This window comes from Rhodococcus sp. NPDC058505 (genome assembly GCF_042720095.1).
Taxonomy (GTDB): Bacteria; Actinomycetota; Actinomycetes; order Mycobacteriales; family Mycobacteriaceae; genus Rhodococcus_G.
Genome location: NZ_JBHXNB010000049.1, coordinates 1 through 6,895, shown reverse-complemented (window position 1 = coordinate 6,895; position 6,895 = coordinate 1). Strand labels below are relative to the sequence as shown.

Here is a 6,895-nt window from a genome sequence, read left to right as displayed (position 1 = left end):
GGCGGCCTGCCGGGCGGGGATCTGGCCTGCGCCTGCGGTGAGGACCTGCCCCATGATGACGTAGTCGACCTGGTCGCCGGTGATGCCTGCCTTGTTGAGGGCGCCGCGGATGGCGATGCCGCCGAGGTCGGATCCCGAGAAGTCCTTCAGTGCGCCCTGCAGGCGTCCCATCGGGGTGCGGGCCCCCGCAACAATGACTGAACTGGTCACGACTTCCTCCAACGATCACGAGCGAGTCGGCGGGACCCGCGACCACCGTCGCGGCACCCCATCCGACTGAGAACTACCAAAACGGTAGCGCTAACGTCGGGGGTATGACACAGACCACCCCCGCCGGCTCCCCGCTGGCCTCCGAACTGGTGACCGCCATCGATCATGTCGGCATCGCGGTTCCCGATCTCGACGCCGCCATCGCCTGGTATGGCGAACACCTGGGCCTGGTGTCGACGCACGAGGAGGTGAACGAGGAGCAGGGTGTCCGCGAGGCGATGCTGTCCGTTCCCGGCAGCCCGGACGGCAGCACCGCGATCCAGCTGCTCGCACCGCTCAACGAGGCCTCGACGATCGCGAAGTTCATCGATCGCAACGGTCCGGGCATCCAGCAGATGGCGTACCGGGTGACCGATCTCGACGCGATCTCCGAGCGGTTGCGCGCGGGCGGGGTCCGGCTGCTGTACGACGCACCGAAGCGGGGCACCGCCGATTCGCGCATCAACTTCCTGCACCCCAAGGACGCGGGCGGCGTGTTGGTCGAGCTCGTCGAGCCTGCGGCCAACCCCACCCACTGAGCGCAGACCGCGGCCGCACTCGTCGGCGCCGCACTCGATAGGCAGCCCCACCGTGCGCCCACCCCCGCGGGCGCACGGTGGCGCACGTCACAACCCACCTGCCCTGCCCCCCACGTCCGCCACCGGCGGTAAATTGGTACGCATGGCCTACGATCACGACCGCGGGATGCCGTTCACCATCGTCCGCAAGGGATACGACAAGGACGAGGTTCGGCGTTACTTCGACCGTTTCGACACCGAGCTGCGCGTCACCGCCACCGACCGTGACGCTGCGGCCGCCCAGGCCCGTGATCTCGCGCATCAGCTCGAGGACTCCCGCGACGAGATCGATTCGCTGCGCAAGGACGTCGATCGACTGTCGGTTCCGCCGACCACCGCGGAGGGAATGAGCGAGCGCATCTCCCGCATGCTGCGGCTGGCCTCGGACGAGGCGTCCGAGGTGCGGGCGAAGGCGCAGGCCGACGCCGCCGAAATGGTCTCGATCGCCGAGCAGGACGCCACCGCATTGCGCGGCAAGTACGAGGCGAAGCTCGCCGAGCTCACCGATCGCCGGTCCGCGATGGAGACCGAGCATGAGCAGACCATGGCCCGCGCCCGCACCGAGGCCGCCCGCACCGTCGAGGCTGCGCAGTCCGAGGCCGCCCGACTCGAGGCCGAGTCCGACGCGAAGCGCACGCGGATTCAGCAGGACTTCGAGATCACGATGAGCGAGCGGCGCACCAAGGTCGTCACCGCGGTCGAGGAACTCGAGGCGTCCAGCAAGGCCGAGGCCGAGCGCCGACTGACCGATGCGACGAACGAGGCGCGCCGACGCCTGCAGACGGCGACCGAGCAGGCCGAGAAGCGCATCGCCCACGCGAAGGAACTTGCCGAGGAGCTGCGCGTCCTTCGGGGCCGAATTCTCGCTCAGCTCTTGGGAATTCGAGGGCAGCTCGACTCCGTTCCGGCCATGCTCGCCTCCGTCAACCGGGAGGGCCAGTTGCTCGACGGCGTGGCGGAGTCGAAGAAGGGCGACGACGACGCGGACGACCAGTCGAACCGCGCCGACCACGACCCGGAGGACGAGGAGCGCGGCGGATCGAATAAGCCCGCAGCCCCGAAGACCGGTCAGAAACCGGTCACGACCAACGTCGGGTGATCCCGCGCGATCCGCGCCCGTTCCAGCAGCCGGTGTGCCAGTGCCTGCGGTCCTCGGCCCCGCCGAGCCCGTCGGCAGGCCACGCCACCACATGCGCGACGCCCGTCTGGATCTCGTGGTCACATCCGGGGCACCGGTAGGTCTTGACCGCCCGGGTCCCGGGGATCTGCCGCACCAGATAGCGCTCGTCGCCGTGACCGCCGGGGCCGCTCTCGGCGCGGGGCCCGTTCAGCCCCACCGGCGACGGGGCGCCGGACCTGCGATTGTTGTTGCGTCGAGGCATGGGATCAGCGTAGCCACTGCCCGGCGACCCGGTCAGAAGAGCCGGAACTCGGTGCTCTCGATACCCCGCATCGCCTCGTAGTCCAGGATCAGGCACCGGATTCCGCGATCCTCGGCGAGGGTCCGCGCCTGGGGCTTGATCTGCTGCGCGGCAAAGACACCCGTGACCGGGGCGAGCAGCGGATCGCGGTTGAGCAGCTCGAGATAGCGGGTCAGCTGCTCGACGCCGTCGATCTCGCCGCGACGCTTGATCTCAACGGCGACCGACGCGCCCCGCTCGTCCCGGCACAGGAGGTCAACCGGGCCGATCGCCGTCATGTACTCGCGCCGCACCAGGCTGTAGCCGTCACCGAGGGTCTCGACGTGCTCGGCGAGCAGTTCCTGAAGGTGCGCCTCGACGCCGTCCTTCACCAGCCCCGGATCGAGACCGAGTTCGTGCGACGAATCGTGTTCGATCTCATCGATCGTGATCCGCAGCTCCTCGCCGGCCTTGTTCGTCACCACCCACAGCGCCCGGCCGTCGTCGTCGCCGTTCTCGACCAACCAGCACGGCGGACTCATCCAGTTGAGGGGCTTGTACGCCCGATCATCGGCGTGGATGCTCACCGAGCCGTCCGACTTCACCAGCAGCAACCTGCGTGCCATCGGCAGGTGGGAGGTGAGTCGTCCGACATAGTCGACCTGGCAGCTGGCAATCACGAGACGCACGGCCACCACCCTAGATCACCGCCAGCCCGATGCCCTCATGCCTCGCACCACCGCCGGCATCTCCCCGTTACTGTGAGTCACACCATGCGCCTACCCCGCACCACCGCACCGCTCGGGTCACCGATCCTCGGCGATGTCGACGAGAGTCCCCGCATTCGCCGGATCCGCGTCCAAATTCTGCTCACCACCTCGCTGATGCTGTCGAACCTCATCGGTGCGCTGCTCGTCGGCCTGCTGTTCCTCGTCGTCATTCCGGGGCCGGCGCTGTTCACCCGCGAGTTTCTCATCGTCAACGCCGTGATCGCTCCGCTGTACGTCGGAGTTGCGCTGATGATCGGCACCGCGTGGGGGACGACGATGGGCATCCGGGACCTGCGCTGGGCGGTTCGCGGACAGGTCCCGACCCGCCGCGAGGCCGCGGCGGCGCTCGCGATGCCATGGCGGCTGACGTGCATCCAGATCGTGTTGTGGGCGGGTGGGTTCGCCCTCTTCACCACCGCCTACGGCCTGCTCGATCCGGAGACCATTCCGAAGGTCTCGCTCACCATTGCGATGGGTGCGATCACGGTGTGCGCGTTTAGCTATCTGCTCAGCGAGTTCTCGTTGCGCCCCGCGGCAGCGCGCGCCCTCGAGGCAGGCGATCCACGACGGGTGCGGATCTCGGGTGTCACCGGACGCGGACTGCTCGCGTGGGTGCTCGGGACCGGCGTCCCGGTGGTGGGATTGATGCTGGTGGCGGTATTCAGCCTGGTCCGGCGCGATGTGGACGCCACCCAGGTGAACGTCTCGATTCTTGCGCTCGGCGGCGTCACTCTGGTGTGCGGATTTGCCCTCACCCTGCTCGGACTCGGAGCGACCGTCGCACCGATCCGGGCCGTCCGGGGGGCGATGTCTCGCATCGAGCAGGGCGACCTCGACGCCGAGGTTCTCGTGTACGACGGCACCGAACTCGGCGAACTCCAGAGCGGATTCAATCGGATGGCCGAGGGTCTGCGGGAACGGGACCACATCCAGGAGTTGTTCGGTCGGCATGTTGGCCGCGACGTCGCGGCGGCGGCGATCGCGCGGGACCCGGAACTCGGTGGCGAGGAGCGTCAGATCGCCGCCTTTTTCATCGACCTTGTCGGGTCGACGGAGATTGCCGCGACCCGCCCGCCTCGAGAGGTCGTCGACCTGCTGAACCGGTTCTTTGCGGTGGTGGTCGACGAGGTCGACGCGCACGGCGGCCTGATCAACAAGTTCGAAGGTGATGCTGCCCTCGCCATCTTCGGCGCCCCGGCGGATCTCGACAGCCCCGAGCGATGCGCGCTCGCCGCGGCCCGACGCATCCGGGACCGCCTCCTCGATGAGGTGCCGGACTGTCGGGCGGCGATCGGAGTCGCCGCGGGAATCGCGGTGGCAGGCAATATCGGTGCCCGCGATCGCTTCGAATACACGGTGATCGGGGATCCCGTCAACGAGGCAGCGCGCCTGTGCGAACTGGCGAAGTCCATCCCCGGCGCCCTTGTCGCATCCGAGCGCACGGTCGCCGCAACCGATGGGCTCGCGGACGGAACCTGGGTCCTCGGCGAGTCCGTCACCCTGCGCGGCCGCACCACCCCGACCCGCCTCGCCACCCCTGCCTGAGGGGCTCCGCGACCGAGTGCACGTTGGGTCGGGCGAACCCCGGCTGGCAGGCCGAACTCCCCTGTGCACACCCGTTCTGCTGCATGCACACGGGAGTTCGGCGCTGAATACCCGTGCGGATGCCGCATTCCCCGTGTGCACACCTCGTCTGCGTGATGCATGCCGGCGGTCGCGTGCGCCCCCGAGTCGAGGCCAGCCAATACCCCCCTCGAACCCGGCAGCGGGCGCGTGCACATAGGTCTTGCTGCGTGCACACTGGTGTTCGGCGCGCAATCTGTCTGCGGACGCGGCAGTGGGCGTGTGCACATAGCTGATGCGTGCACGTGGAAGGGTTGCGACGCGCGCAGAGAGGTTCGGCGCGCACCGGACCGCGAGCGAGTGGCACCCCCCCCGTGTGCACACGGCTTCTGCCGCGTGCACACCGGTGTTCGGCGCGCAATCTGTCTGCGGACGCGGCAGTGGGCGTGTGCACACCTGCGGTGTCGCCGTCGCATGCGTTGGCTGGCGGGCGGCGTCGGTGCTGGGTCCGTGGTCGGGCCGGCGGCAGCGGCGTGGTCACCCGCACTGTGCACACGGCCTCTGCCGCGTGCACACCGGTATTCGGCGCTCAATACCCCCGCGGACGCCACATTTCCCGTGTGCACACCTCGTCTGCGTGATGCATGCCAGCGACCGCGTGCGCCCCGAGGCCCTGCGTGCCAGGGTGAGTTGAGTCCAACGGTTCACAGCAACCCCGCCTGCAGGGCGAGATACGGATCAACTCGACAATGACAATTTCCAGCCTGGCCGTGGCCGGGGACAATGCCCGAATGGACTCCTCGCATCCTCGTGCCGACGGCCCCCGTCGGCGTGCGTTCACCCCGGCGGACAAGCTCGCGCACCTGACCGCCTATGAGCAGGCCTGCCAGAGCAACGAGGGCGGCGCCTACCTGCGCCGCGAGGGCCTGTACTCGTCGTTGATCAGCGAGTGGCGCAAGCAACGAGACGCCGGCGTCCTCGACGGCAAACCTGCCGGGACGAAGGTCGGCAAGCTCACCGCCGAGCAGGCCGAGATCGCCCGGCTCACCCGTGAGCTCGAGCGGACCAACAAGCGCCTCGCGACCACCGAGGTCGCCCTGGAGATCATGGGAAAAGCGCATGCGCTCTTGGAGCAGATCTCCGAGAGCGCGGACACCGACGAGCCGCGCAAGAAGCGTTGATGGCCGCTCACCACGACCTCACCGCAACTGGTGTCACCAGGGCAGCAACGACATTGACGTCGATTACTCGGTCGACAGCCGCCCGGGAGAAGACACGACGAGCCGAGCCGTCACCGGCCCTGGCGACTGAGCTCAAGGCTCCGGCGAACAAACTCACCGCCGCCGAACGCCATCAGGTGCTGTCGATGCTCAACTGCGCCCGTTTGGTCGACCAGGCTCCGCTCGAGGTCTACGCCCAACTTCTCGACGAGGGCACCTACCTGTGCTCGGTGTCGACGATGTACCGAATCCTGCGGGAGAACACGCAGGTCGCCGAGCGGCGCCGGCAGGCCCGGCACCCGGCCCGGGTGTGCCCGGAACTGGTCGCACAAGCGCCGCGGGAGGTCTACACCTGGGACATCACGAAGCTCCCCGGCCCGGTCAGGGGTGTCTACTACGACGCCTACGTGATGGTCGACATCTACTCCCGCTACATCGTCGGCGTGCACGTCCAAGCCCGTGAATCCGGGCTGCTCGCCGTGGAGTTCATGACGGAAATCTTTGCCGTGCATGGCATCCCGAACGTGGTCCACGCGGACCGGGGGACGTCGATGACGAGCAAACCAGTCGCGTCCCTGCTCGCCGATCTCGAGGTCACGCGTTCGCATTCGCGGCCGAAGGTCTCCAACGACAACCCGTATTCGGAATCGCTGTTCAAGACCCTCAAGTACGGGCCGACGTTCCCGGGACGGTTCGGGTCGATTCATCACGCCCGGCAGTTCATGGATTCGTTCGTGACCTGGTACAACCACGAACACCGCCACAGCGGAATCGGGTTGCATACCCCCGCTGACGTTCATTTCGGGCTCGCGGTGCAGAAGGCCGCCGAACGCTCCACCGTCCTGGCTGATGCCCGGCGCAGCCATCCCGAACGATTCGGGACTTCGGGTCGAGGGCCGAAGATCCTGGATCTACCCACCGACGCCTGGATCAACAAACCGGTCCCTGTCGACGGCACCGAACTCGCGGCGGATCAGGCCGCCGCGTAACACCCGTTGGACTCAATCACCTTGACAAGTTCCGAGGCGAGGCCAGCAATACCCGCGCGGACCGGGCAGCGGTCGTGTGCACATACCTTCTGCCGCACCCACACCCGTGTTCCGCGCTCAACACCC

At 68.0% G+C, this 6,895-nt stretch carries 6 protein-coding genes and 1 pseudogene; 4 read left to right on the top strand and 3 right to left on the bottom strand.

The window, feature by feature from the left end; translation table 11 throughout:
• A pseudogene (locus ACFWPA_RS19490) lies at nt 1-210 on the bottom strand (acetyl-CoA C-acyltransferase); the annotation flags it as partial.
• Between the two features lie 104 nt (nt 211-314).
• Between ACFWPA_RS19490 and mce the strand changes: the two are divergent.
• Together mce and ACFWPA_RS19480 are read left to right on the top strand one after the other, a co-directional pair.
• Complete coding sequence (gene mce, locus ACFWPA_RS19485) at nt 315-788, top strand: methylmalonyl-CoA epimerase (RefSeq protein ID WP_378506413.1); 474 nt, start codon at nt 315-317, stop codon at nt 786-788.
• Between the two features lie 142 nt (nt 789-930).
• The gene (locus ACFWPA_RS19480; RefSeq protein WP_378506412.1) at nt 931-1,926 is read left to right on the top strand and encodes a hypothetical protein; all 996 of its coding nucleotides are present in this window, start codon (nt 931-933) and stop codon (nt 1,924-1,926) included.
• Here the strand turns inward: ACFWPA_RS19480 and ACFWPA_RS19475 are convergent.
• Nucleotides 1,907-2,209, bottom strand: coding sequence for an ATP/GTP-binding protein (locus ACFWPA_RS19475; RefSeq protein ID WP_378506411.1), 303 nt, complete (start codon nt 2,207-2,209; stop codon nt 1,907-1,909). The genes ACFWPA_RS19480 and ACFWPA_RS19475 overlap by 20 nt on opposite strands.
• 32 nt (nt 2,210-2,241) lie before the next feature.
• Nucleotides 2,242-2,916, bottom strand: coding sequence for an endonuclease NucS (gene nucS / locus ACFWPA_RS19470; RefSeq protein WP_378506410.1), 675 nt, complete (start codon nt 2,914-2,916; stop codon nt 2,242-2,244).
• An 84-nt stretch (nt 2,917-3,000) separates the two neighbouring features.
• Between nucS and ACFWPA_RS19465 the strand changes: the two genes are divergently transcribed.
• Both ACFWPA_RS19465 and ACFWPA_RS19460 read left to right on the top strand, forming a co-directional pair.
• The gene (locus ACFWPA_RS19465; RefSeq protein WP_378506409.1) at nt 3,001-4,542 is read left to right on the top strand and encodes an adenylate/guanylate cyclase domain-containing protein; all 1,542 of its coding nucleotides are present in this window, start codon (nt 3,001-3,003) and stop codon (nt 4,540-4,542) included.
• Nucleotides 4,543-5,351: 809 nt separating this feature from the next.
• Nucleotides 5,352-6,769, top strand: a protein-coding gene (locus ACFWPA_RS19460; protein ID WP_378571573.1) for an IS3 family transposase whose coding sequence is annotated in 2 segments (ribosomal slippage) — nt 5,352-5,709 and nt 5,709-6,769 — 1,419 coding nt in all. Because the reading frame shifts where the segments join, the coding sequence is not laid out codon by codon here.
• Nucleotides 6,770-6,895: the final 126 nt, after the last annotated feature.